We start from the raw sequence: 24,391 nt of genomic DNA on the forward strand, positions 1-24,391 counted from the left end.
CCGCTAATCTTCCGCTAGCGCCTGCTTGACGGCATCCAGTATTACTGAGACGTCGTCGCCGGTCGGTTCGATCTCCAGATCGCCATGAACGATGCGATTGCGGACCGCAATCAATGGGCGCAACCGGCGCTCGGTCTCGGGCGTGACGTAGCCCAAAGTAGCGAGCGTCTCGACAACCGTGCCAGGCGCGCGGGGCCGCTTGCCCTCCTCACCTTGTAGCCGGTGCAACGCTGCTTCTAGTAGAGCCCATCCTAACACGAATGCGGCCCGATGATTTCCTAGTTCGGAGAGAGCTTCCACCTCCAAGAGGCGCTTGGCGATCAATGCTTGCGAGGCCTGGGGCATCACTACAGTTGCTTGAGGATCATTTCCACCATAGCTGATAACGAACTCCCACTCGGGGTGCCCGTCGAAGAGCTTGCGGATCTGGCTCAAACTCCGCTCGGCCGCTGGGCTATATTGCTGCTTCACCTCGATCGCAATTTGGGCGTCGTCTTTCGACGCAATCGCGTCCGGCTGATATGAGCCAAGAAAAGGTGGGGTGAGCTCCTTGCCGGGATGCATCACGAACTTGAAACCCTTCGCCTCGTACTGATCACGAAGTTTCTCGAGTGTTTTCCGTTCGAATTCGATAGCTGATTGTGAGCTCAAGGTCACTGGATACTCCTCCAACTTAAATCGTTGGTGACATGTACATATACAACTGGCGTGGGGACTTCGGAAGCTGTCACTATGTCCAAGGCAGCAGTGAGCTGCTCGCTTGGATCGAGGAATTGCCAACCGCCTGCGGGCTCGAATTTCTGGACGCATACTCGCTCGATTGATTTGTCATCGAGATATATAATTCCGATCAATGCATCCAGGATCGGCTTGATGATATTGTCGACATCACCCCCCATCGGCGCGATAGGGAAATAGTAAATTGTGAGAGCCAGCGGTTCGGGCTCGAGATAGGCCCACTCGACGACCTCATCCCGCCTCGTCGCGGCAGCCGCGGCAACCTCGCCCTTCCAGCGCTCTTTCGATGACCCTCGCCCTTGAAGCGAAACGGGCGTTCCTTCGAGATGGAATTCAAATGGAAACAATTCTTCCTCTTCTACGCTGAGGTCCTTTGGTTAAATTGCGTTTCTTGGCATGCTGCCAAAATCTCGGATACGTTTGGCGTGAAGGGCGCGATTTTCAGCTGCTTCCTCAATCCCGACAGTGCCGCATTCCCGAATACTATCAAGCAGTGCCGTGGGTCTGATCACCGATAGCCCACGTGCCGGCGAAAAGCTCCTGATGGAGGTTCAAATCCTCGCGCCAGAGCTGGTTCTTGAGGCGATAGTAGGTACGACAGAGTGCGACGATCTTCTCGCCGGCTCCCAGCCGCACTGGTACCGAAATGTCCGTGATGCCGCTATAAACTGTTTTGGTGAAGCCGGAACTGGATAGCAAGAAACTTCCTTCGACTTCTTTTGACAGCGTCACCTTGATCAATTTCTTGAGATACCCCGAACCCGGCCGCTGATCAGTAAGCGGTGTGCCGCTGGCACATTGAATTGGCAACCCTATCAAACATGCAGGTGCGGCGCGGGTGTTTTGCGAGGAGCTCATGCGGGTCGAATTTTGTAGAAATCAGGACGGATAGTCGCTAGATATTTCCTACAGCGCGTGCTGCGGTGCTGCGGGTTCCCCCGAAATCCACGGAGACTACGATCAACCTCTCACAAGGAGCGCGAACCCATGTCTTCGACGATATCTAAGGGCCGCATTCAATCCACTCTCCGCCACTTCCTCGATAACGAGGCTTCAGGCGGCATCATCCTGATGTTAGTTGCCGCACTGGCGATCGCGACAGCAAATTCGCCGATGGCGGACGCGTATTTCAATATCCTTCATGTGTATATCGGGCCCCTCAGCATCCAGCACTGGATCAATGACGCACTGATGGCTGTCTTCTTCTTGCTGGTGGGACTGGAAATAAAGCGAGAGATGCTGGACGGCCAGCTATCGACCTGGAGCAGACGCATCCTGCCGGGAGCCGCCGCCGCCGGAGGTATGGTGTTTCCGGCACTGTTCTACATTTACTTTAACTGGAACGATGCGTCCGCGCTCAGGGGATGGGCCATTCCGACGGCGACCGATATCGCTTTTGCGCTCGGCGTGCTGTCGTTGTTCGGGAAACGTGTCCCGGCATCGCTGAAAATCTTTCTAGCCGCGTTGGCAATCATCGATGATCTCGGGGCAGTCATCGTAATTGCACTGTTTTATACCGCCGACCTCAACCTGCTGGCACTTTCCGGCGCGGCGATTGTCGTCGGCAACCTTATCATTTTTAACCGGATGGGCGTGAAAGCATTGTGGCCCTACCTGGTGCTGGGTGCAGTGCTCTGGGTTCTGGTGTTCTCATCCGGTGTCCATGCTACGCTGGCGGGTGTCATACTGGCGCTTACGATTCCGTTGAAACTCACGCCGGGCACTCCGGAAGCCACTCACGCAGAATCCCCTCTCCATAAGCTGGAGCACCATCTTCACAAGCCCGTTGCGTTTGCCATCGTGCCGATCTTCGGGTTTGCCAATGCGGGCGTTTCGTTTGCCGGGGTTTCCATGTCGGTCGTCACCGAGCCGCTGACCATGGGTGTTGCCGCCGGGCTCCTGCTCGGAAAACTGGTCGGCGTTCTTGGCACGGTTGCAGTTCTTGTAAACTTCAAACTCGCCGAACTTCCTGCACAAGCGAGCTGGGGACAGATGGCCGGGGTAGCACTCTTGTGCGGTATCGGCTTCACCATGTCTCTGTTTATCGGATTGCTGGCATTCAACGATCCGAACGTGCAGGATCACGTGAAAATCGGCATTCTGCTGGGTTCACTGACATCGGGCTTGATTGGTGCGGTTTTGCTCACCGCATTTGGCCGTCGATCCGAGACTTAAATCGGGCGCTCCACGGTAGCAGGTCATCGATCTGACTCTGCTTGTGGCCGTTGGCGATGGCGGTCAGGGTGGTGCTCAGGTAGGCGAACGGATCGACAGCATTGAGCTTGCAGGTTTCGATGAGCGAGGCGATTGTCGCCCAGTTCTTCGCTCCCGCATCGTGTCCCGCGAAGAGAGCGTTCTTCCGGTTCAACGCAATCGGCCTGATGGTCCGCTCAACCGTATTGTTGTCGATCTCGATGCGGCCGTCTGTCAGGAAGAGCTTCAAACCATCCCAGTATTTGTCGATGTAGGCCAAGGCCTCGCCAAGCGGGGACTTTGTCGCGACACGGCTACGGTGATGGGCAAGCCAGGCCTGCATGTCGGCGACGACCGGGGCTGAGCGTTCCTGTCGTCCAGCAAGACGAGCATTTGAATCACGACCTCGTAGCTCGGCTTCAATGCGATACAGCTCCCCGATCCGTTTGACGCCGTCCTCGGCAATGGGTGCTGATCCGTTGCGCGTGATCTCCACCAGCTTGCGCCGTGCGTGGGCCCAGCAATAGGCAAGCCGAATGTTTGGCCCAACGCGCTCAGGTGCGATCAGTCTGTTGTATCCGGCATAGCCATCCACCTGCAGGATGCCGGAGAAGCCTTGCAATATCCGCTCGGCATGAAGGCCCCCTCGACCGGGAGCGTAGGTGAAGGCCACGCCCGGTGGAGCGCCGCCGCCCCATGGGCGATCATCCCGCGCCAGCGCCCAGAAATATCCGGTTTTGGTCTTGCGCGAGCCGGGATCGAGAACCGGGGCACGGGTCTCGTCCATGAACAGCTTGGTAGAGCGCTTCAGGTTGGCGATCAGAGCATCAAAAACCGGACGGAGTTCGAATGCCGCCCGCCCGACCCAATCGGCGAGCGTCGAACGGTCGAGATCGATACCCTGGCGGCTCATGATCTGTGCCTGCCGATAAAGCGGCAGATGATCGGCATATTTGGAAACCAGTACATGCGCGATGGTCGCTTCGGTCGGCAATCCCGCATGGATCAGTCGTGCAGATGCTGAAGCCTGAGATACGCCATCGGTACAGACACGGCAGGCATATTTGGGACGACGGGTGACGATAACGCGGAACTGTGCGGGAATGACATCCAGCCGCTCGGACACGTCCTCCCCGATGCAATGCAGTCCGCCGCCGCAGGTGCAGATCAAGCTCTCCGGCTCGATGACCTCTTCGAAACGAGGAAGATGAGCGGGAAGAGAGCCTCGATTGGCTTCGCGTGGCTTGGGCTGCGGCTTACCCGGAGCGCTGTCGGCCTCGTCTTCGGCATGGATCGCCGCAATGGCCGTTTCCAAGTCTTCCAGTGCAAGATCGAATTGCTCAGGATCGGCCTTCTCGGATTTGCGGCCAAAGGCGGCTTGTTTGAAAGCGGCGACCAGTTTCTCCAGCCGTTCGATCCGCTCGTCCTTGCGGGCTTCACGAAGCTGGGAGGCGATCAGCATCGCCTTCAGGGCAGCAATATCGTCTGGAAGATCGACCGCATCCAACATGCTGGAAGCTTATCAATTTGGGCGGCATCACGCCGCCGGAATTTGCGAACCGAGTCATCGTGACGCACCTATTCGATTGCGGCTGGCGCTCGTACCTCAACGGACCGCACCCGACGCCAATCGAGCCCTGCAAATAGCGCCTCGAACTGGGCATGCCCCAAGGTCATCAGACCGTCCCGGATGTCTGGCCAGGTGAAAGTATGCTCCTCCAATCGCTTGTAGGCCAACACCAGACCGCTGCCATCCCAGTAGATCAGCTTCAATCGGTCCGCCTTGCGTGATCGGAATACGAAGACCGTCCCCGTAAATGGGTCCTTATGCAACTCGTTCTTGACCAGTGCGGCCAAGCCGTCGTGACCCTTACGGAAATCGACAGGTTTGGTCGCCACCATGATCCGAACCCGGTTCGAGGGAAAGATCATACCGGAACCGCGCAGGCACGCGCGACAGCGGCGATCCGGGAGGCGGACGCGCCTTCTTCCAAGCGGATCGTGACAGCGCCGACGATGATCTCGGGACGGCTTGCTTTCTTAGCGGGCGGCTCCGAAACAGGTGGCTCCACGATAACGGCTGCGAACTCCATCGCATTCTCGGGTGCAGGCAGAACCAGCTTTCCTTGCCGTGCCATTGTCCGCCAAGTCGACAAGTGGTTTGGCTTCAGACCGTGTCGCTCTGCAACTTCATTGACCATAGCACCTGGTCGAAGGCTCTCGGAAACGATCTGCGCCTTGATCTCGTCCGGCCAGTGCCGATGCTGCTCACGCCCAGACTTTCTGGTCGTGAGAAACTCCAATGTACTCTCCATGGAGAAACTCCCTTTGATCATCCATGGAAAGCGGATCACAGATCAGGACGGACAGGACAACGTGGGAGCGGGACACCGGTTACGCTGATCAGTCCAGTGCTTGACCTCGACCAAGAATACGCGCCGTTTCCCTCCCTCTGATATAGTAAGTTCCACATCGAACCCACCGTCTTTGGACGATCTCGTCTTTCTAGCGCCAAAACCCATGCCCTCAAAGGCTTCGCGGGGAACTGCCTCAACCTCCCACCACTGTAATTTGGCGAGCGCTTGAGGATATCGCGCCACCAAGTCCGCAAGTGATTTCATGGCGCCACCGACGATCCTCTCGTAGCTTGCGGTAACATCCTCCGGAATTACCTGCTTCCTGACCCAGTTACGTAATGCGGCCGGGCCAATTAGATCGATTTCACCGAGACCCAGGCTTTCGGCTTCTCGAAGCGTCTCGGCTAGAAACCCCGCCCTGGAAATCACCATGGCCCGATCGAAATTTGGGGATTTGTTTTTTAAGGCGAAGGCCTGCTGAACACATTTGATGTCCGCGGGTCTTCTTCCAACCCTTACCTCAACGGCGACTGTTTGATTTCTTCCGTCGATCAACCCGCTAAAGTAACAGTCGACGCCTTGATCGCCGCCAACGAAACCAGATTGGGTTACTTCGTAGCCGCAGGCGTCAAATATCCTTCTGACGAGCTGCTCAGCATCCTGAAGCGCCAGAGGTTGTTCGCCATTCTCGAAGCGATCGATAAGTCCCAGCGCAGCGTTTAGCTTATCCGCTGTGATGCCGGTCATGGTTCGGCTCCGGTGAACGTCTGGATCCTTCGCGGTTGCCATCAAAGTGAAGGCTTATCCGCGGTTGAGTTGAGATGAGCCTCCAACTCCTGAATACTGGTCATGACCGACACAAATTCAGGCGGCGTCCCAAATATCATGGCAGACATTCTCTCGTAGTCGGCTTTGAGTTTGTTACGCATCTCGGGCGTGGGCACCAGCCGAAAACTACCGGGCACGGCTCGATCATATCGATGGTCCGGTGCGCGAAACATTAGCTCTTTATGCCGGCGGCAAGCCTCAGCGAGATCGAGCATCGATGCAGTGGCCTTGCCGTAGTCAGGATTCGTCCAAATTTGATGAACATCATAGTAGTGGCGCGAGTATCGATTGAGGTCTGGGACTTTCAGCTCAGGACTATCCTGTATGCTTCGTTTTTCCGTCATCTCCGTCATCGCGTGAAGGATCAGCACTTTCTCCCAAAAAGTGCGCTCCGGCTTGACGGTCGTTACATTGTGCACCGTCAGGTCAGTGCCCTTTCTCATTTCCGAAACAACGTATGGAATGATCTCTCGCCTCTCGGCCGGAACGGGATCTGGGCGTGCCCCGCCTTCGATGCGCACTGCCGCCTCGACATAACCGCCGCTGGTGTCAAACACACTTTTGTATCCAAGAACCAGCACATCGAGCGCCTCCTTCTTTCGGTAGAGATCGTATCCGAAGTCGAGCGAGAAATGTCCCGATTGCCCGGCCTCTCCCTCGACCGCGGCGATTTCCTCATCGAGCGAACGCTTGAGCGGTCCGGACATGTAATGGCGTGCTGCCTCGTCGACCTGCTCGGCAAGAGCCTTCTGCTGCTGATTGACGGAGGGAAGGGCTGCGATATCTGCCTCCAGCGGAACTTTTAAATCTGCTTTGTAGATGCCGATGTCGATGTCTTCGGAGAAACGCTTTATCAGGCTATATGCTTTGCTGAGGCTGGTGCCGCCTTTGAAGTAAAGGCCGATCGCATCATCCTTGCGCCGGTTGAACAAGAAGTCCAGCACCCAGCAGACATACAGATCCTTCTCGATGTTCTCGGCACGCGTTTCCAGGTCTGACGCAGCGGCGGAGAATAGTGCTCTCCGCTCGTCAGCGCTCGAGCGAAGGATATCAACGAAACTCTGACGCATGTTCATCTATTCCCTCGCGGCCCGGCGGAGTGCTTCCGTCTTCCTGGGGCGGCGGATCGGCGGCTATGGTCTCCACCGCCTGGTACATCCAGGCTGGGATGGCGTGGATGTTTTCGCGAAGATCCTCGACGATCGGCTGCCTATGGGGGCTTCGTGCCAGGTAGCGTACGATACCATCGACAACTGCCTCCAGATTGGCGCGCTCGTCGCGAAACCAATGGAGGGCCTGGATCACTCGCATTGCCGGCCGGCCCGCCCAAAACGCAGTCTTTGCCGAAATGCGCTTGAAGTCCAAGATGTAGATCACGGGCTTCGTGGCCTCGGTATCGCCGGCATTGGCCTCGATCTCGATGGTTCGGGGATATGCGTCCGCATAGATTGTAGACCTGGCGGGGACGGCCGTCGTCAGGCCAAGATCATTGGCAGCCGTCATGCCATCGACGCAAACACGAAGCTTGTCACGTCGTGCGATGGCATCGATGAATGAGGCGCGTGGCGGAAACACCATCTTGCCGGTCAGTTGGCTGATAGTTGGTTTGTCGTAAAGACCACGATGAGGGCGGCGGATGTCGCCGCGATTGGTCAACCTCTGCAGGGCCTTTTCGACGGCATTAGGTGTTGCAATGTCGAGAAAATCGGAACGGGACCAAACGCCCGAAGGTGCCGCACCTGCGATCCTTTGGTGAATGCGTTCCAGAGTGTCCGACGTGGGATCCGGCATAATCATCCTACTTTTTGACCAAAGATTATATACAAATTTTGGTCACAAGGCGCAATAGGTTCGCAAATGACCAATATTTAGATACAAAAATTGGTCAGTAATCGCATATCTCACGCCTTCATGTAGTGCTTTTGAAAGGCGGTGGTCAGACCCTTGTCGTTCGTCTCCTTGCACATGGCATGAATAGCTGGGGCGAGTTTTAACCCAAGCGTATATCGGCTTGGTTTGACGGTTTTCTTCGCGACGTCGAACATTTCTAAAGCTGCTGCAGACAGTGATCCGGTGGCCCAGAATTCAAAGTGGACTTTCAGGTTTTTCCAATCTGGATGGTTTTTGATGGCGCTGAAGGCCGTCGGCACGTTGTGCTGTAACCATCGCTTGAATTCATTGTCGGGGATTTCGCCGAAGGGACTGTAGCCTTTGCACTCGAAGAGGTGAATTGAGGCATTGCCATTAATCGCCACGACATCCACCTCGGCCTGCTTCGCATCATTCTTGAAGATGCGGTTCATCTTGATATCCCACGAGATAGTTTTCCGGACTATATCGGCTGCGAGGTATTCGAACAGCGTACCGCGAAGTTGTGTGGACGCCCCTTCGATCTTACCAAGCTTGCTGAAAAGTTCGTCGAACCTCGCAGGGTCGATTGCAGATGTTGCAGCTTGACGCAGAACGCTGGTCAGCTCCTTCAGCCCAGCGGCGATTTCGTCTCCAAACAGATTTCCCGGTGTTGCCGCTATAATCCCGTTCTGCTTGGCAAGCATGAACGCGTCATGCGAATAGGAATCGGCGACGAACATCTGGATGGTAGCCCCGACGTTACGAAGTGCACGCAGCGAATGGCATTTTTGAAGAAACGGCCGAATTCCCCCGACTCCGACCTCTTCGCCGAGAAGAATATCGCAGGCAAGAAATCCCGGCTTCTGTTTGCCGTCGTCACCCTTCGTCAGAAAGCTCAAATAAGATGGCGCCGTGAGGTCCCACGCAAACGTGCCGACCCTTGGCAGCGTCTCTCCATCGCGTGTGGACACCTTTTCATAACTGACGAGACCGAGTTTCCTGCTCCAATCACTGATGGCCTTGAGCAGTACGGACTCTGTAATCAGCCTCGCTCGAACATCTTGCGCCAAGGATTCGTAACGGCCGTCGTACTGGCTGAACACGATGCATTCCCCAATGCCGCTGACAAGAACCTTATCCAGCAGTTGCGCCTGCTTCAGCCGGTTGAAGATCGTATCGGGTGATAAATGCCGTGCCTGCATCATTGGAGCGCCACACGCGATCGCAAAATGCTTTGTGGGAAGCAGCCCGCCACGTTGCAAGATCGCCTCGAGGGCCAACCCGTATGCTGACCGTGTTCTGATCAACGCCTCGACGAGATTTTCCCAATATTGCGGGGATCCGTACTGCTGCTGCAGATAGATAAAGCGGGCCTTTCGGGGGAAGGTGATATACGCGAGACGTTTTACTGCGGTCCGTGTTCGGGAAACGCGCTGCCTCGCGGCATCCGGTTTCAAACCGTGGTTGTCGATCAGGAATTGTGCCACATCGCTTGTAAGCGAGGGGCCATGAGCCGACAGATAGTCCAGAACTGCATCACTCACAGGGAAATCTCGCTGTCACACAGCGCTATTAATAACTTACGTACATGATAGCCAAAGGCCTTTTTTCGCGGTCCAAGCTATGACATTGTTTTGCAACATAAAAAGTAGCATATTTTGTCAACGCTTTCTTCCGTCAATGTCACAGTCGATGAAAGTATGGCTGAATATCGTTCCAATTTCTCGGTCAATAATGGCACCATCACCTTCTGGCGCGGCGAATTCGATCGGCCGATTTACACGAGCGGGAGCGCGTGCCGATGCACAGTCCCAGAGCATGTAGATTATTGAAGCAGCTGCGCCTTGATCGCCTGTCCGACAATGGTCAACTGCAGCACCGGTTCGCCGCGGATGAAGCTTTCCTCGACCAGCTCCATCTTTTCCAGCCGCTCGACGAGCTTCTCCGACAGCCGCTTGTCACCCACGAGCCAACCGCGGCCGACATTTCTTTGCCGCCGAAAAAATGCGATTGCTCTCAGCGCTTCTTCTTGCGTCCGCGTGAGGCTACGTAGCATCTCCCCGGCCGCCGGATGGTCTACCGTGTTTTGCATGGTCAGGCCCTTCGCCTCTGTTTGATGTCCTATCGGCGCCGGGCCAATCGTTGGAAGGCTCCTCTATCGGTTCGTCCGCCGGATCAGGATCACGATCATAGGCGAGTTGTCGCTTTGCCAGAACGTCATGCAGCGTCTCTATGACACGTGCCGTTCCATAGCCCTCACTTGCGAAACGATCGATGATCTCAGCGACAACATCATCCAGTAGCTGAAACAGTCGTTCCGGACTTTTCGCGGTCATGAACAGCCCTCTCGATCAGGCACCAATCCGGCGTTGCTTCCAGTCCCTATACGGTGCCAGCAGCTGGCCGGGGAAGCGTTCCTCTATAGCCGTCTCCACCATCGCGATCTGAGCGAATACATCGCTGCCGTCGCGATTTTCGAGAGCGATGCTCTCGCTTGCCTCTTCAAGCTTCTGCATCATTGCAAACACTTCCTCGTCCGTCATCGCCCCCAAGCGATCCGCGAACTCTACGGCGTCGAATTCTGATTGACCGGGCATCACGACTCTCCCATTTTTTCGCCAACGGCTATCACCTAGAATGGTGCGCCGGGTAACGGCGCCTCGTCGCTGCCTGCTTTGAGCCAGACGCGGTGATCTCCGAGATTGCCCGCGCAACCGCAGGGACAAACGATGCTCTCGGGCTCGATCATGCTCTCGACCCGCAGCAGGTGGTCGGGCAGTGCACGCGCCTTACGCTCCTTGCGAGGAGCGGCCTTTTGCGGATCGGATGCGCTGACTTCGATCTTTTTCTCGACGGCGGCGATCCGCGCCTGCGTCTCGGTGATTGCCGTTTCAAGGTCTTCCAGCGCCAGCTCCATCTGCGCCGGATCGAGCTTTTCCGATTTCGGCCCGAGCTTCGTGCGCCGATAGTCGTGAACCTGACCTTCAAGCTTCTCGACCAGTTCCTTCAGCTCGGCGATGAATGCGTCCTTTTCGGCCACCACCGCCTGCTCATGCTGACGTGCGGCACGCTCGACCGACAGTTCGACCTGCATCGCCGCAAACGCCTTCGCCACCTCTGGCGGAAGGTCCGGAAACAGGCTGAGATCAAGCGCCGACGACATGCTGCCTTATAGCAAGACAGCACAAAAAGCCAAACAAAACAACGTAAAGACGGTTAGATACTCACCCTGCCGGCGACGGCGCAGTCACCCGTTGCGCCATGACACGTCACCAGTCAAGACCGTCGAAGAGGGCCTCATACTGAGCCCTGGAAAGACGCATCGTCCCATCCTGCACCTTGGGCCAGGCAAAGTTTCCATGCTCAAGGATTTTATAGATCAGCACCATTCCGGTGCCATCCCACACCAGGATCTTCAGGCGATCCCCGCGCTTCGACCGGAAGTTAACCGTCACCCCGGAATGCGGGTCGAGCTTCAATTCGGTCTGCACCATCAAAGCCAGCGCCTGATGCCCACAGCGGAAGTCCACCGGACGCGTTGCGATCAGGATTGGCAGCCGCTGGCCCGCGACGATCATGTCGTCCCTCGCATAGCTCGCACCAGAGCCGCCACGCGCCCAACCGGCACATCGCCGGGAACCCGCATCACAAGGTCCGCGCCGATCTCCAGCGTCAAGACCGGCAAAACCGCCGACGGCTGCGGCGGCGCCATAACATTCACAGTCTCGCTCGGCTCCACCGCAATCGCCAAAGGCACAAAGGCAGGCTCGCCATCCCCGATCTCCGACGGGCCCGACATAGCCTCAAAAGGCAGGGCAGAATGCCCTCGCGCGCTTGCCGGCGCCAGAAGGAAAGCTGGTGCGCAACAACGTCGTGACGGCGCGCGACATCAGCAACACGAACACCAGGCTGAAGGCTTTCCGCGACAATCCGCGCCTTCACATCATCGGGCCAACGCCGGTTCCCGCGACGCGGCCCGACAACCTCGTAATGCCCAACAAATCCATCATCTGCCATACCAATCTCCAGATAGTCCTGGAAACCTTCTCGCACACGCAGAAAGCCTCAAAATACAGCTAATCCAATGGGGTGGAGAAGACGGCGCTTACGCATCAGCCCTCTCCCGGACCGACCGAGTTGCCCGATACGGACCGCTGTGGCAGCCGATATGCCGAACCGCTCCGCTGCGGCACGAACTGTCATGCCGCCGTTCAACGCGGCTGCAATACGCGTTCGCAAATCAAGAGAAAGAGGTCGCACCATCATTGCTGGCCTCCAATCCAGCAATGATCTTGAACCACAAATTCAAACCCGAGGAGATCTCATCTCCATTCCGAATAGACTGACAGGCTCTAGTTTTGTCGCCCGTTGGCACAGTAACCCTTGTGGCCATATGGAGGTAGTGCTCGCTACATTGTCCATAAGATTTCGTAAATACCACCTCCGCTAGTCGGAAAAATCCAACACGTTTCAGCTGGCTGTCAGTCAGGCATGCACTACCAAAGGGCGTGTCCGAGCCTTCGTTGATTGTCACCCTTGTTGGTCAAGGTGATGCTCGAGCTTTTCCCAGCTCTCATCCAGCGCATAGGTCGATGAAAGATAAGGTATGCCGATATGACCGAAATATACCGAGAGCTGCCGTTCGGCACTTTCCTCGTTCCAGCCGGCGATACCGCGGCTATAGATCGCCGAAACGATCCCGCTGCGGTCAGCGCCAGCCTTACAATGGATGAGTATGGGCTTCGGCGCATTTCTCATGATGGCTATCAACTGATCCGCGACCTCGCCCGTCACAGGATCGGACGAGGACATCTTGAAATCGATATGCTGCACGCCGAGGGCCTTTGCCGTGGCGACTTCATCCCGATACCACCGCGCGCTATCGGCGCCTCGAAGATTGATGATCGTCTTTATGCCGTGATCGGCAACGTATTTTTCCAGCTGCTTAGGCGTTGGCTGGGCAGATCGGTAGAACTCACCCGCGATGACTGTGTGAAAGTTTCCGGTGAGCTGGAGAAACCCGAGATAGCCGCCGCCCGCGACGGCGCAGATCGCGAGAACAGCGGCTGCTCTTTTCAGAACTTTTTTGCCGATGGCTTTTCGGTAGATGGTCATGGTTCGCGAGGCCTCCGGGCAGTTTTGACCTGGAGCCGCCACTGGATGCGTCTTCGGCGTGTGACGACTGCTGCCGCACGTATCGGAAACTAGGCTGACATTGACCTGAAGGAACGTCATGGCCGCCGTGGCGTGGAAGAGAGGACGAGTTTGAGAATCCTGCTTGTTGAAGACAGCCGGCTCATCGGAGAGGCGGTCAAGGACCATATCGCAACGACGCCCCATGCCGTGGATTGGGTCTTGCGCCTTGAGGATGCCGACGCCGCGGTCGGCTCCGTCGACTATGGACTTATCCTGCTGGATTTGCAGCTTCCTGATGGAGACGGAATCTCTTTCCTCAAGCGCATTCGGCGAAACAGCATGACCTTGCCTGTCATCATCCTGACAGCGCGGGACCAGGTCACCGACCGGATCGAGGGGCTGAACGCCGGAGCCGACGACTATCTCGTCAAGCCGTTCGATCTTGGTGAACTGGAGGCGAGGGTGGCGGCGGTTTCGCGGCGATACGACGGCCGGCCGCAGCCGATTCTACAATTCGGCGATATGGAGGTCGACCGGCCGCATCATGCGCTCACCGTCGCTGGAGATACGGTTCTCCTGACCCGTCGCGAATGGGCCGTTCTGGATCTCCTCGTGGCGCGACCGGGCATCATTGTTCCGAAAGGGCAGATCGAGGAGGCGCTTTACGAATTCGGCGCGGAAATCGAAAGCAACACGGTGGAGGTCTATGTCAGCCGCCTGCGCAAGAAAGTCGGCAAGGAAAGGATCAGGACCATCCGGGGCATCGGCTATCTTCTGGAGGAAAAATGAAACGCGAACGCAGCCTTGCCCGCTACCTGATGCTTTCGCTGACGGGCGCGCTCATTGCCTTCTGGCTGATCGCGATCGCCATCAGCATCCAGGTGATGCGGGAAGAATATGACGAGGTCTTCGATAGCGCCTTGCAGGAAACGAGCGAAAGACTGCTGTCGCTCGTCGCTGCCGATCTGCAACTGCGCGCCGGCGCCGGTCATGGCCTTTCCATCGATTTCAACGCCGCCAAGCAGGGTGAATATCTGACCTATCAGGCCAGAAGCATGGACGGTAATATCATTCTGAGATCCCATGATGCGCCGGAGACACCGTTCGATGCGCCGCTTTCAGTGGGCTTCCACGATACGGAGCGCCATCGCATCTATACCGCCGTGGCAGATGACTTCACCTTGTTCGTTCAGGTTGCCGACCGCTTCAGCCACAGACGGGAGGCCGTGCGCGAAAGCGCGGTCACGATGCTGATCCCGCTGCTCCTGCTCGTGCCGGGCAGCTACATCACGATCTGGCTGATCGTCGGCCGTGCGACGAAGCCCATAGGCACATTGCGCGGCGCCATTGCCACCAAAGATGGCGGCAACCTCGCTCCCATCAAAGATGCCGATCTGCCGAAGGAACTGAAGCCGATCGTGCGATCGGTCAATCTCCTCCTCGGACGTTTGCGGGCGGCCTTGGATGTGGAACGAGAATTCACGGCCAACAGCGCGCACGAATTGCGAACGCCGATTGCCGGGGCGCTCGCACATAGTCAGGTGCTCATCCGCGAGCTTCCCGATGGACCGGCGCGCAACCGGGCGCGGACACTCGAGAGCGCGCTTTCGGCGCTCGGACGACTTGCGGAAAAACTGCTTCAACTTTCCCGCGCCGATTCCGGCATCGGCACAAAGGATAGCGAGGTCGATCTTCTCGGCGTTCTCGACCTGATCGTGCGTGACTTCGAGCGAAGCGGCAATGCCAGAGGCCAGATAGAGTATGATGACACCTCCGGCGGAGCGTTGACGCGCGCGGTGGATGCGGACGCCTTCGCCATCGTCATACGCAACATCATCGAGAATGCGCTGATCCACCGCGAACCCGGCACGCCGGTCGAAATCTCGGTAGATGACAACGGTGTGATTCGCATCGTGAACGAGTGCCCCGTCATTCCGCCCGCAGAGATCGTGGATATCAAAAAACGCTTCCATAGAGGAAAGACGGAGGCTTCCGGGTCGGGTCTCGGCCTTCCCATCGCCGAGCGTATCGTCGCGCAGATGGGCGGCACCCTCCTATTGCGCTCGCCCGCTACCGGCAGAACCTCCGGTTTCGAGGCAAGGATCACCCTTTAGGCCTGCGCTCGTCCTCAAGCCTGTCGAGGCGCAGACGATGACGCTCGTCGCTTAGGCGGAACACGGTGAAGTAGACCGCGAAAATGGCGCTCGCCGTCCCGCTCGCCGCAAGAAGCAACATCAGGAACACCTGGTAGGTGGCGGCATTCAGCGGATCCTGCCCGGCGAGAATTTGCCCGCTCATGATTCCGGGCATGGTGATGATGCCGGCGCCGACCATCTGGTTCATCACCGGAATGATGCCGGCATTCACGGCCCGGCGCATCAGCGGCGACAACGCGCTAAAGCGGGATCCACCCAGCGCAAGCTGGGCCTCGATGGCGTCGCGCTCGTTGCCGATGTTCGAAAGGAGGGCATTGAGTGCGATGCTGGCGGAGTTCATTGCCGTTCCAAGAATAATGCCGCCGATCGGAATAGCGTGGGCTGGTTCCAGCCAGTTGTCCGCGCCGAGCACGGTCACCAGCGCAAAAGCGGAGACAAAGATCGTGGACATCGATACAGCCGCGCCGTTGATCAAATGTCGCCATCCGCCCTGCAACCGGCGTGGCTGCCGCGCGCCGACCTCGTGTGCCGCCGCCGTCAGCATGGCCAGGAAGATCAGGACGGTCAGAGCGGCGGAGTCCTGCCGGAAGACGAGGCGCAGCAGCGACCCGACGAGCAGGAGCTGCACGACCATTCGGATCGAGGCCCAGACCATACCCTTGTGAAAACCGAGGGAAAGAAAAAGAGAGAGACCGGCGCTGGTCAGCATGAGCGCCACCGCCGTGACCAGGTCGACGGGTGTCAGGGCGATGACCATCAGCGCGCCCTCATCCTCAGCATGCCGTCGGAGAGCCTTTCGGCCTGGGCGCTGTCATGGGTGACGACGAGCAGTCCGCAGCCGGACCGTTTTCTGTCTGCAAGAACCGCCTTCACCTTGAGAGCAGTTTCGTGGTCGAGCGCGGATGTCGGTTCGTCCAGAAGCAGGAAGTCCGGCTGTAGCGAGAGAGCCCGCACAAGCGCCATTCGCTGGCGTTCGCCTGTGGAAAGATGAGACGGCGATGCGTCGAGCTTGTCGCGGCCGACAGCGAAAGCGTCGATGAGGACGAGCGTATTGTCATCGACCGAAAAATGATCCCTGACTCGGCCAGCCCACCATCCGGAATTGGAGGCAACGTACATTACCCTGCGCCGCCATTCGGGAGCGGGGAGATCGCCCTGCTTTATCGGCCCCAACGAAATGACACCATCATGCGGATCCAGATCTGCGATTTTCCTGAGAAGGGTCGTCTTGCCGACACCTGATGGCCCGGTCAGCACCAGGCACGAGTGGGCCGCCAGTTCGAATTCCATGGCATCAACAGTGGATGTTGGAGGAAAGCTGCCTTTCAGGCTTGGTTTCGTCATCACCTGACCTCGCACTTGTGAGGACGTCCCTGTTGCGGAGGGCGCGAGCCGAGCAGAAACCGCAAAGCTGCACGCAGGTCGCTGTTGAGACGCAGAAAATCCTCCGTCAGCTAGTTGGTTCGATTAATTGCGTCTAGGGACAACTTTGCAACGGAAGCATGACGCTGGCTGGTTTGGCCTGTTCAGGTCATTGTCAGGCTGAGCCTTATTCAGGCCTCCATGCTGAATAATCTCTACAAATGGGTTCTTTCCCTCGCCAATCGGCCCACCGCGCCAGCCTGGCTGGCGTTCATTGCGTTCGTGGAGAGTTCGATATTTCTCGTGCCGGCGGATGCGCTGCTGCTGCCGATGTTACTTGCACGACCGGAGCGCAGCTATCGATATGCATTGATTGCCACTGTAGCGTCCGTTGCCGGCGGCATCGCGGGTTGGGCACTCGGCTATTTTGCCTATGATGCGATCGCCAAGCCCATTCTGGGCTTCTATGGAAAGCTGGCAGAATTCGAGCATTTGAAGGCGTCTGTCAACGGCTGGTGGATCATGCTGATGATGACGACGTCGGGTATCGCCCATCTCCCGCCGATCAAGCTGGTTACTATCCTGTCGGGTGTCGTCCATCTCAGCCTGCCGATTTTCATCGCGCTGGCGACCGTGACGCGCGGTGCTCGATTTTTTCTGCTCGCCTATCTTTTGCGCCGCTTCGGTGCACGGGTCGGGCTGTTCATAGAAAGGCGCCTGAATCAAATAGCCGTGCTCGTTCTCGTAATGGCGATATTTGTCTTCCTCGTTAGCCGCTGTACAATCCGATAGGCCCGGGGCGTATATATCCGTCAGCCCCCTGCACCTTACAATGGTTCCGCTTCAAACGCTCCAATTCGTTGCTCCAGGGCGTTTTGCCGCCCCGGAGCAACGTGCTATTTCGAGCCTTCGCAATCCTAAGCTCCCGAGGGATTATCAAGCGCCGAAATGAGGCCTTGCAGCGTCTTTCTGGCTTCCTCTGCATTGGGCTTGTTCGCGCGTAACGAAGCGATAGCTGCGTCGGCAGCAACGTCCACGACGCTCCATTCAGCGTGGCTGAGCGGCCACATCGTCGGCTGAGCAGTGTCCCATGCCGTCTCGAAGTCGGTGATGCGTATTTCAGCCCCGGCGAGGTCGCCCTTCTCGACCAGCTTGAGTGCATCCTGGGTGATTGCCTTGAAGCGGGAAAGGTCGCCGAGCGCACTCTGCGTCGCAGCGTAGGCGCAGGGTGAGACGATCGCTGGGGCGAGGGCTGGTAGCAGGGCCATCAGCCCAGCGGCAAAAAGCTGTCTTTTCAAGATGATCTCCTTCTCTAGCGCATGGAAAGCGCAACCGGAGCTTTGAACACTGAATTTACCGGCACATGGCTCTGATCATACCGTTTTGTAAGGTCGTGTTTGATCTGGCGTGACGCGCCAGCGGCGCATGCCAGTGCCAGACACCGATCAGGCTGGTTGCGGCTTTGCGCGCGGGGCTTCCAGCCGGTTCTTCAGGTTCATGTCAGAAATCAAAGGCATCTGCGACGAAAAGGCGGGTCTGCCAGCAGGGCGGCGCTGTCTTCTCGTTGAAGAACTCGCCCAAACGGGCGCGGGGCGCCTGCATCCTTATCGGATCGTGACGCTGCCGGAAATATCATGGAAATTCTCGAATGAACAATGCGCGCGGCTTCTTCCGGCCCCGGATCGGCAGTATCACCCTTAGCGTTCTGGTGTCGGTATATCTGGTCGCCCTGACCAACCGGACCTTCTGGTCGAAGATCCATACGTATCTTGCGGACTACCCGGCGGCGATCTGGACACTTTATCTGGCGATGGGCGTCCTGTTCGTCGCCTTCCTTACGGCATTCTCGGTGAAATATGTTGCAAAGCCGTTCTTCGTCCTGCTGATCGTCGCGGCGGCGATCGGTTCGTGGTTCACGGATACGTTCGGGGTCATCATCGACAGCGATATGGTCCGCAACGCATTTCAGACGACGCCGGCCGAGGCACAGCATCTCATCACCCCCGGCTTCATCGTTCATATGTTCGTCTTCGCCATGCTACCTGTCGCCCTACTACTGTGGGTGCGTGTCGATCATCGGCCCATCTTTCAGACGGTGGCACGCAATACCGCAGTCGTGCTTGCTTGCCTTGTCGTCTTCGCGGGGAGCGGCTTTGCCTTTTCCAAACCCTATGTCACGGCAATCCGCCAGCACAAGGATATCGTCAAGAGCCTGAATCCGGTCACGCCGCTGGCGGGGACGATCAAGTTCCTGATGCAGGCAACCGAAGATGCGAATGTGGTGGTGCAGCCACTGGGAATGGATGCGAAGATCGTCAGAACATCAGCGGGAACAGGCAAGCCGCGGGTGACGATTATTGTGGCGGGGGAGACGGCGCGGGCGGCGAACTTCTCGCTCGGCGGATACGGCCGCATGACGAACCCGGAACTGGCGCAGCAAGATATCGTCTATTTCCCCAACACGACCAGTTGCGGAACCGCGACTGCTACCTCGATCCCATGCATGTTCTCCATGTTCACCCGCTCGGAGTACTCCCATCGAAAAGGCCTCGAAAACGAGAACCTGGTCGATGTGCTCGCGCATGCCGGCGTCAATGTCGAATGGTGGGAAAACAACACCGGAAGCAAGGGCGTCGCCGACCGCATTCCTCATACGGACTTCGTAAAAATCGACGACCCGCAATTTTGCACGAACGGCGAATGCCGGGACGACATCTTTTTCGACCGCCTCGACGCCTGGCTGGACGGGGTGAAGAAGGACAGCGTTCTCGTGCTTCACACCATGGGCAGCCACGGCCCGACCTATCATCTTCGCTATCCGGAGGCGTTCCGCCGCTTTACGCCCGACTGCCAGACCGCTGAACTCGGTGATTGCACGGACGCGGAGATCGTCAACGCCTACGACAACTCGATCCTCTTTACCGACCATGTACTTTCCACCGTCATCGACAAACTCAAGGCGCGATCGAGCAAGTTCGAAACGGGGATGATCTACATGTCGGACCACGGTGAATCGCTGGGCGAGCACGGCCTCTACCTGCACGGGACACCCTACATCCTGGCACCTGAATTCCAGACGCATATTCCGTTCATCGTCTGGATGGACGCGGCTTTTGCCAACTCGATGAAGATGGATCGCGCATGCCTGAACCAAAAGGCTGCGCAGGATTACTCCCATGACAATATGTTCCACAGCGTTCTCGACATGATGAATATCCAGACGAACGTCTACAATCCCGCTCTCGATGTGTTTGCCGCCTGCAAGACGGGGGCATCGTCATGACGATTGCGCCCGAAAACCGGAAACTGACCGGGTTTGCCCATTTCTTCGCTGCCGCCGGCTACTCGGCCGGGGGCTTCGCACGGGCCTGGAAAGAGGCAGCCTTTCGCCAGGAGATCGGGGCGGGTGTTGTTCTGGCTGCGATCTATATGGCCGTCGGCGTCGATATGAGCACCGCATTGGCGGCGCTGATCCTCTTCCTCGTTCTGATTGCATTCGAGGCGATCAACACCGCGATCGAAGATATCGTCGACCGGATATCCCCGGAAGTGTCGCTCACTGCCAAGCACGCCAAGGATCTCGGCTCCTTCGCAGTGCTTTGCCTCCTTGTCGCGAACGGCGCATTGCTCGCCCGCGTTCTCTATTCTGCGGTCGTCGGCTGATCGGAGGGCGGATGAAGGACCGGTGTCTGCGATTGTGGAATTGGCTTCCCGGCAGCGGGAGCATATCGCCATGAGGTGTCTTCTCGTGGAGGACAACAAGGTACTGGGTGACGCCCTTCGAGATCATCTCAACTCTCTGGGTCATAGTGCGGACTGGTGTCTTACGCTCTGCGATGCGACCGCCGCTGTCGGAGCCGGCGCGTTCGATCTGGTGCTCCTCGATCTCAATCTGCCTGACGGAAACGGGCTTTCCCTTCTGAAACGGTTACGTACGGCGAATGATGCGACACCTGTGATCGTCCTGACGGCCTACGACCAAATGTCAGACCGGATGAACGCGATCAGCTCGGGTGCCACCGATTTCCTGGTGAAGCCTTTCAATCTTTCGGCTCTCACTAATGCCATCAGCGCGATCCAGCACTAGCGAGGCCATCATTCGCTTCGTTGTCGCCAGGCTTAGAGTCTTGACGATCACTTACTGTCCAGTCGTTTCCGGTTGAAGGTACAGGCATATGGAGAAGCATCAGTATGGCAGCTATCGTCGGGTCTGGGCTCGTCTCAAGCGCTTCGAACCGGCGAGCCTCGGCTTGTTTGGCATTCTTGCGGGCGGGGCCTTCCTCTTCCAATATCTGGTCGGGGAAGTACTGGAGGGCGAGCCGCTGAAATTCGATGCCGGAATCCTGCTTGCGTTCAGGCAACAGGATGATCCCGCTATTCCGATCGGACCGTCTTGGTTGCTTCACGCTGCCGACGATATTACCAGCCTTGGCGGCGTGACCGTTCTGAGCATGCTGACGATCCTGGTCACGCTCTATTTCGTGGTGGCTCGAAAGAGGGGGCTGGCGCTCTACATCGCCCTTTGTATCGGCGGCGGCTGGCTGGTCAGTACGCTTCTCAAAATCGCAATTGGCCGACCCAGACCGGATATCGTTCCGCATCTTGTCAAGGTTTCGGATCTCAGCTTTCCGAGCGGCCACGCGATGCTTTCGGCCATTACCTATCTAACGCTGGGCGCGCTGTTGGCAAAGGGCCGGCATCGCTCGGAACGCGTCTATGTCATGGGATGCGCGATCCTTCTTACGGTTACGATCGGTATCAGCCGTGTCTATCTGGGCGTGCACTACCCCTCGGACGTCATTGGGGGATGGTGTGCCGGAACGATCTGGGCGCTGTTTTGCTGGCTCGTCGCCAACCGTTTGCCGCACGATAGCTGCCGGACGAATCAAGAGGGTGTGTGACGAGCCGAAGATGGGTGGAGCTGAAGTTTGGTCCTCGGTGCTAAAGCAAGCTGAGGCAAATCATGGTTAGAATGCCGACACCAAGCATCATTGCAACGACCGCCAGATCCCCTCGGATCTGCCACACCGGGGTGAGGGGAGTGACCCTGAACCAGAAGAGGACGGCTGACGGGATCACCGTGAACAAGGCCAACTTCAAAATGACGGCAAAACCGGGCGAGGTCCAGTCCGGTAGGGCGGCATCAGCTAAGGCACCTCGGCTGGCAAGGAGGTTTATCATGGCCGAAACAATAAGGCATGGGATGACAATTGCTTTGGCCGCTTTCTGCCATATCGCCGCAAAACAGACGCCGGCGCAAATGGAAAACATCAGCAAAAACGAGATGAATGCGGGCATTGCCGCGGTCGATGACGCCAGGCGTGGCCAGGCACTGCAAAACTGAAAGAAAATGCAAAGGGAAGCCGCAAGAATCAACAGCGGACTGTTAATCGTCGGTCTTCTCCAAACTGACAACTTTGGTTGCGTTCTGCTGTCCAGCGAATGGCGTTGCATCCCGCCACCTCATCATCGACCAGGAATCTTCCGTTCGACACTCGTTGGGGAAGCTGACGTTAACCTGAAAGATTACCCTCTCGCCCGAATGGGCAGCGATGTGGTCAGGGCGCGAAGCTGAGCGTAATTCGTGTTCCGGGCAGGTTGTCATTGACATTGACGGTCGCGCCATGGAGGTCGGCAATCGCGCGCACGAGGCTGAGCCCGAGACCGTTTCCGGGTGTGGTGCGGCTCTTGTCAAGCCGGTAGAGCCGGCGGAAAATGTTTTCGCGCTCATTTTCCGGAATGCCTGGCCCGTCATCGGCAACGAAGAGTGACCAGCATTCTCCGCTTCGTTCAAGACCGACGCTGATCGCCGTGCCGGGCGGGCAGTGGGTAATCGCGTTCTCGATCAGATTCACGAGCATTTGGGTCAGAAGGTCCTTGTCTCCCTGAATCTCAACGGCGTCGATACGTTCCGTCCTTAGAGACTGCCCGTTGTCGTCCGCGACATCGGCGTAAGTCTCGGCGATGCCGTAAACCAACTGGTCGAGCGCGACAGGCAGAAAATGCCGCTTGCGGGCGCCCGCCTCGATCTGTGCGATGCGCAGCAGCGCGTCAAACGTCGTATTGATCTGGTCGCATTCGGCAAGAGCCTCCTCCAGCAGCGACCGCATGGCTTCGTCATTCAGGCTGCGCGTGGCTGCTTCGTCCACGAGCAGCTTGAGACGATTGAGCGGTGTCTTGAGATCGTGGGCAATATCGGTGCTGACCTGGCGCATGCTTTCGACCAGGGTGGAAAGCCGTTCGAGCGCCTGGTTGATGTGGCCGGCAATTTCATCGACGTCGTCCCCGGATCCCTTGAGCGGTATTCGCACATCCAGTTGTCCCCGCGAAACGGCGGCCATGCTTGCGGCGACGACGTCGAGGCGGTCCTGCGCGCTTCGGGCGAGGTAGGCGCCGGTGGCGAAGGCGAGCAGTGCAGCCAGCGCGCTTGACCAGCCGAAGCTAACCAGCACGATCTGCGCCAGATCCTCCATCTCCTTGAAACTTTCGCCGACGACGAGCCGGTTTCCGCCGACGTCGCCGCTGAGGATGCGAAACTGCTCGTCGCCGGCAAGACCAAGCTGCAATGCGGAGACCGTCTCGAAGCCCTCGCGGGGCGGTGCATGCTTGAGGTTCCCCGACAGAATCTTTCCGGACCGGTCGAGCAGCGCGAAGACGCGCGAGCCGTCGGCATTGAGCCGGACGAAACTGTCCATCGTCCCGACCAGATCCTCGATATCGTCCGAGGCATAGGTTGCTTCGATCACAGAATAGGTTTCCCGCACGGCGACATCCAGTTCCTCGCGCAGTTCGCGCCGCAGCAGTTCGAAGCTGACGAGCCAGACGGCGAGCGAGGTGAAGACGAACAGCAAGCCGTAGGTCAGCGCGAACCGGATGGGGGTGCTGCGCAGCAGCTTAGCGCGGGGCATGCAGGGAATACCCGGTACTGCGGACGGTATGAAGCAACGGTACGTCGAAGGGGCGGTCGATCTTGGCGCGCAATCGGCTGATATGTGTTTCGACGACGCTGGTTTTGGGGTCGAAGTGGTAATCCCAGACGCTTTCGAGCAGCATGGTGCGCGTCAGCACGCGTCCCTCGGCCCGCATGAGGGCTTCCAGCAGCGTGAATTCGCGCGGCTGAAGATCGATATTCTGGCCGGCTCTCGTCACGAGTCTCCTGACCAGATCCATTTCCAGGTCTGCCACGCGCAGGACCGTGCGCTGTTCCTGAACCGGCGGCCTGCGGGCGAGGGCATTGATACGCGCCAGCAATTCCGAAAAAGCGAAAGGTTTGATGAGATAGTCGTCTGCCCCCGCCTCCAGTCCCTCGACCCGATCACCGACCCCGCCGATCGCCGTCAACAGGAGCACGGGGGTGCGCACGCGTGCCGCACGCGCCGCCTTCACGATGGAAAGGCCATCGAGATGCGGAAGCATTCGATCGACGACCAGGATATCGTAGCTGCCCTGCGTGGCCTGGAAGAGGCCGTCACGACCGTCAGCCACGACCTCGCATTGATGGCCGGCTTCATTCAGGCCCTTGGCGATATAGTCGGAGGTTTTTCTGTCGTCTTCGATAACGAGAATTCGCATATCACATTCCATATGGGCCGCGACTTCGCGCTCTGGAAAAATGAGCCAACGGCGCGCCGTTGCGTTAACTTGTGGAATGCATGTCCGCTTGTAAAGGTGAGATAGCTGACATTCGCGGAACCTTACGAAACTGTATGGTTCCCACAAAGCGTACGTATTCCTGTTGGCCTAGAACTCTTCCCTGCCGGGTCACTCCCG

Annotated in this window: 28 protein-coding genes and 2 pseudogenes; 9 read left to right on the plus strand and 21 right to left on the minus strand. The window is 57.8% G+C overall.

The window, feature by feature from the left end; translation table 11 throughout:
* Positions 1-3: 3 nt before the first annotated feature.
* From L0976_RS26510 to L0976_RS26520, 3 genes are all read right to left on the minus strand, one after another.
* Positions 4-657, minus strand: coding sequence for a hypothetical protein (locus L0976_RS26510; protein ID WP_234189902.1), 654 nt, complete (start codon positions 655-657; stop codon positions 4-6).
* Positions 654-1,085: a RusA family crossover junction endodeoxyribonuclease gene (locus L0976_RS26515; protein WP_234189903.1), complete on the minus strand. Its 432-nt coding sequence runs from the start codon at positions 1,083-1,085 to the stop codon at positions 654-656. The genes L0976_RS26510 and L0976_RS26515 overlap by 4 nt, the downstream gene beginning before the upstream one ends.
* A 139-nt stretch (positions 1,086-1,224) precedes the next feature.
* Positions 1,225-1,596 carry a hypothetical protein gene (locus L0976_RS26520; RefSeq protein ID WP_234189904.1) on the minus strand — a complete coding sequence of 124 codons (372 nt, stop codon included), beginning with the start codon at positions 1,594-1,596 and terminating at the stop codon, positions 1,225-1,227.
* A 129-nt stretch (positions 1,597-1,725) separates the two neighbouring features.
* Between L0976_RS26520 and nhaA the strand changes: the two genes are divergently transcribed.
* On the plus strand, positions 1,726-2,913 hold the full coding sequence (gene nhaA, locus L0976_RS26525; RefSeq protein ID WP_234189905.1) for a Na+/H+ antiporter NhaA: 1,188 nt from the start codon (positions 1,726-1,728) through the stop codon (positions 2,911-2,913).
* On the opposite strand, the gene L0976_RS26530 is transcribed toward nhaA, so the two are convergent.
* The 13 genes and pseudogenes from L0976_RS26530 to L0976_RS26595 all read right to left on the minus strand — a co-directional run bounded on the left by L0976_RS26530 (position 2,882) and on the right by L0976_RS26595 (position 13,082).
* A complete protein-coding gene (locus tag L0976_RS26530; RefSeq protein WP_234189906.1) occupies positions 2,882-4,441 on the minus strand; it encodes an IS66 family transposase in 1,560 nt (519 codons plus the stop codon). The genes nhaA and L0976_RS26530 overlap by 32 nt on opposite strands.
* Positions 4,442-4,509: 68 nt before the next feature.
* Positions 4,510-4,863 carry an IS66 family insertion sequence element accessory protein TnpB gene (gene tnpB / locus L0976_RS26535; RefSeq protein WP_234189907.1) on the minus strand — a complete coding sequence of 118 codons (354 nt, stop codon included), beginning with the start codon at positions 4,861-4,863 and terminating at the stop codon, positions 4,510-4,512.
* Positions 4,860-5,246 carry a transposase gene (locus L0976_RS26540; protein WP_234189908.1) on the minus strand — a complete coding sequence of 129 codons (387 nt, stop codon included), beginning with the start codon at positions 5,244-5,246 and terminating at the stop codon, positions 4,860-4,862. The genes tnpB (L0976_RS26535) and L0976_RS26540 overlap by 4 nt, the downstream gene beginning before the upstream one ends.
* Before the next feature lie 42 nt (positions 5,247-5,288).
* Complete coding sequence (locus L0976_RS26545) at positions 5,289-6,035, minus strand: restriction endonuclease (RefSeq protein ID WP_234189909.1); 747 nt, start codon at positions 6,033-6,035, stop codon at positions 5,289-5,291.
* Positions 6,036-6,076: 41 nt separating this feature from the next.
* Entirely contained in the window at positions 6,077-7,186 is a 1,110-nt protein-coding gene (locus L0976_RS26550) for a nucleotidyl transferase AbiEii/AbiGii toxin family protein (RefSeq protein ID WP_234189941.1), read from the minus strand.
* A complete protein-coding gene (locus L0976_RS26555; protein ID WP_234189910.1) occupies positions 7,167-7,907 on the minus strand; it encodes a DUF6088 family protein in 741 nt (246 codons plus the stop codon). Before L0976_RS26555 ends, L0976_RS26550 begins: the two co-directional genes overlap by 20 nt.
* A 110-nt stretch (positions 7,908-8,017) precedes the next feature.
* Positions 8,018-9,511, minus strand: a complete 1,494-nt coding sequence (locus L0976_RS26560; RefSeq protein ID WP_234189911.1) for an NERD domain-containing protein — start codon at positions 9,509-9,511, stop codon at positions 8,018-8,020.
* 281 nt (positions 9,512-9,792) lie between these two features.
* The gene (locus L0976_RS26565; RefSeq protein ID WP_234189912.1) at positions 9,793-10,059 is read right to left on the minus strand and encodes a hypothetical protein; all 267 of its coding nucleotides are present in this window, start codon (positions 10,057-10,059) and stop codon (positions 9,793-9,795) included.
* Between the two features lie 259 nt (positions 10,060-10,318).
* Entirely contained in the window at positions 10,319-10,564 is a 246-nt protein-coding gene (locus L0976_RS26570) for a hypothetical protein (protein WP_234189913.1), read from the minus strand.
* Between the two features lie 113 nt (positions 10,565-10,677).
* Positions 10,678-11,130 (minus strand): annotated as a pseudogene (locus tag L0976_RS26575) (transposase); the annotation flags it as partial.
* A 106-nt stretch (positions 11,131-11,236) separates the two neighbouring features.
* Entirely contained in the window at positions 11,237-11,545 is a 309-nt protein-coding gene (gene tnpB, locus L0976_RS26580) for an IS66 family insertion sequence element accessory protein TnpB (RefSeq protein ID WP_234189914.1), read from the minus strand.
* Positions 11,542-11,984: pseudogene (locus L0976_RS26585) on the minus strand (transposase). The gene tnpB (L0976_RS26580) and the pseudogene L0976_RS26585 overlap by 4 nt, the downstream one beginning before the upstream one ends.
* A gap of 513 nt (positions 11,985-12,497) precedes the next feature.
* Positions 12,498-13,082 carry a dual specificity protein phosphatase family protein gene (locus L0976_RS26595; protein WP_234189915.1) on the minus strand — a complete coding sequence of 195 codons (585 nt, stop codon included), beginning with the start codon at positions 13,080-13,082 and terminating at the stop codon, positions 12,498-12,500.
* A gap of 150 nt (positions 13,083-13,232) precedes the next feature.
* On the opposite strand from L0976_RS26595, the gene L0976_RS26600 reads away from it, so the two are divergent.
* Positions 13,233-13,892: a response regulator gene (locus L0976_RS26600; RefSeq protein ID WP_234189942.1), complete on the plus strand. Its 660-nt coding sequence runs from the start codon at positions 13,233-13,235 to the stop codon at positions 13,890-13,892.
* Entirely contained in the window at positions 13,889-15,217 is a 1,329-nt protein-coding gene (locus tag L0976_RS26605) for an ATP-binding protein (RefSeq protein WP_234189916.1), read from the plus strand. The genes L0976_RS26600 and L0976_RS26605 overlap by 4 nt, the downstream gene beginning before the upstream one ends.
* Here L0976_RS26605 and fetB read toward each other — a convergent pair.
* A complete protein-coding gene (fetB, locus tag L0976_RS26610; RefSeq protein WP_234189917.1) occupies positions 15,207-16,016 on the minus strand; it encodes an iron export ABC transporter permease subunit FetB in 810 nt (269 codons plus the stop codon). The two genes, L0976_RS26605 and fetB, sit on opposite strands and share 11 nt — an antisense overlap.
* Positions 16,016-16,603, minus strand: coding sequence for an ATP-binding cassette domain-containing protein (locus L0976_RS26615; RefSeq protein WP_234189918.1), 588 nt, complete (start codon positions 16,601-16,603; stop codon positions 16,016-16,018). Before L0976_RS26615 ends, fetB begins: the two co-directional genes overlap by 1 nt.
* A 219-nt stretch (positions 16,604-16,822) precedes the next feature.
* On the opposite strand from L0976_RS26615, the gene L0976_RS26620 reads away from it, so the two are divergent.
* Positions 16,823-17,413, plus strand: a complete 591-nt coding sequence (locus L0976_RS26620; protein WP_234189919.1) for a YqaA family protein — start codon at positions 16,823-16,825, stop codon at positions 17,411-17,413.
* 125 nt (positions 17,414-17,538) lie between these two features.
* Here the strand turns inward: L0976_RS26620 and L0976_RS26625 are convergent, their stop codons facing one another.
* The gene (locus L0976_RS26625; protein ID WP_234189920.1) at positions 17,539-17,919 is read right to left on the minus strand and encodes a hypothetical protein; all 381 of its coding nucleotides are present in this window, start codon (positions 17,917-17,919) and stop codon (positions 17,539-17,541) included.
* Positions 17,920-18,269: 350 nt separating this feature from the next.
* Between L0976_RS26625 and L0976_RS26630 the strand changes: the two genes are divergently transcribed.
* From L0976_RS26630 to L0976_RS26650, 5 genes are all read left to right on the plus strand, one after another.
* Complete coding sequence (locus tag L0976_RS26630; protein ID WP_234189921.1) at positions 18,270-19,904, plus strand: phosphoethanolamine transferase; 1,635 nt, start codon at positions 18,270-18,272, stop codon at positions 19,902-19,904.
* On the plus strand, positions 19,901-20,284 hold the full coding sequence (locus L0976_RS26635) for a diacylglycerol kinase (protein WP_234189922.1): 384 nt from the start codon (positions 19,901-19,903) through the stop codon (positions 20,282-20,284). The genes L0976_RS26630 and L0976_RS26635 overlap by 4 nt, the downstream gene beginning before the upstream one ends.
* 85 nt (positions 20,285-20,369) lie before the next feature.
* Positions 20,370-20,708: a response regulator gene (locus L0976_RS26640; protein ID WP_234189923.1), complete on the plus strand. Its 339-nt coding sequence runs from the start codon at positions 20,370-20,372 to the stop codon at positions 20,706-20,708.
* An 88-nt stretch (positions 20,709-20,796) separates the two neighbouring features.
* Positions 20,797-21,522, plus strand: coding sequence for a phosphatase PAP2 family protein (locus L0976_RS26645; RefSeq protein WP_234189924.1), 726 nt, complete (start codon positions 20,797-20,799; stop codon positions 21,520-21,522).
* A 140-nt stretch (positions 21,523-21,662) separates the two neighbouring features.
* A complete protein-coding gene (locus L0976_RS26650) occupies positions 21,663-21,965 on the plus strand; it encodes a hypothetical protein (RefSeq protein WP_234189925.1) in 303 nt (100 codons plus the stop codon).
* Between the two features lie 214 nt (positions 21,966-22,179).
* On the opposite strand, the gene L0976_RS26655 is transcribed toward L0976_RS26650, so the two are convergent.
* Positions 22,180-23,529 carry a HAMP domain-containing sensor histidine kinase gene (locus L0976_RS26655; protein WP_234189926.1) on the minus strand — a complete coding sequence of 450 codons (1,350 nt, stop codon included), beginning with the start codon at positions 23,527-23,529 and terminating at the stop codon, positions 22,180-22,182.
* Positions 23,516-24,193: a winged helix-turn-helix domain-containing protein gene (locus L0976_RS26660; RefSeq protein WP_234189943.1), complete on the minus strand. Its 678-nt coding sequence runs from the start codon at positions 24,191-24,193 to the stop codon at positions 23,516-23,518. The genes L0976_RS26655 and L0976_RS26660 overlap by 14 nt, the downstream gene beginning before the upstream one ends.
* Positions 24,194-24,391: the final 198 nt, after the last annotated feature.

The organism is Shinella sp. NM-101 (assembly GCF_021401195.1).
In the GTDB taxonomy this organism is placed as follows: domain Bacteria; phylum Pseudomonadota; class Alphaproteobacteria; order Rhizobiales; family Rhizobiaceae; genus Shinella.